At 63.8% G+C, this 790-nt stretch carries 1 protein-coding gene; it reads right to left on the bottom strand.

Going from position 1 to position 790, the window contains the following annotated elements:
* Nucleotides 1-280 precede the first annotated feature (280 nt).
* Nucleotides 281-790, bottom strand: a 510-nt coding sequence (locus AC1D1X_RS24760) for an MBL fold metallo-hydrolase (RefSeq protein WP_477699548.1), incomplete at its 5' end; no start/stop codon positions are given.

Below are 790 nucleotides of genomic sequence, written 5' to 3'. Positions count from 1 at the left end.
AGCTCCAGCACCGGCACCAGTTGCTGCACCAGCTCCAGCTCCAGCCCCTGCTGCTGACGCATCGGCTCCTGCCGCTGCTGCATCCGCTCCGGCTGCTGCCGCCTCGGCACCTGCTGCTGACGCCGCTGCCGCTGCAGCCGCTGCTACGGCCGCTCCAGCCAGCGCTGCGAAGTAATTCTTCAGCGAGTCGAAAAAAGCCGCCGCGAGGCGGCTTTTTTATGGACGCTTGTTTGCCGCGATGGACGGCATGCACCCGCATTGCAGGGCCCACGACCCTTCCTCAGATATGGATCCAGCGTGTGCCGACGTCGGGCCTGGCCACAATGATGTCTTCCGCGTCCCAACCCACGGCTGCGGCCATCAGGTTTTGCACCAGCTCCGGCCGGTTGTTTTGCGCGCTGAGATGGGCTGCCACCAGGTAGCGTAGCCCCTGATGCATGACGCCGCGGGCGACATCCGCTGCGGCCGTATTGGAAAGATGCCCAAATTGGCCGCCCACCCGCCGCTTCAGGAATGCGGGATAGGACGATTGGGCCAGCATGTCGGAATCGTGGTTGCACTCCAGCATCAGGGCGTCGCAGCCCCCAAGGTTTTCCAGTACATGCGAAGTGGCATGACCGAGATCAGTGAGGATGCCCAGCTTTGCCGATCCGTCGGTACAGCTCAGTTGCAGGGGTTCCCGGGCATCGTGGGGCACCGTAAAAGGCGTCAGCTGCATGCCGCCGAGGTCAATGGCTTTACCGTCGCGCGCCTTGTGCAGCAACCCGTCAAAATCCGGTGCCCCTATGCC

The organism is Polaromonas sp. P1_G4 (assembly GCF_056405475.1).
This window is presented reverse-complemented; position numbering and strand designations above follow the sequence as displayed.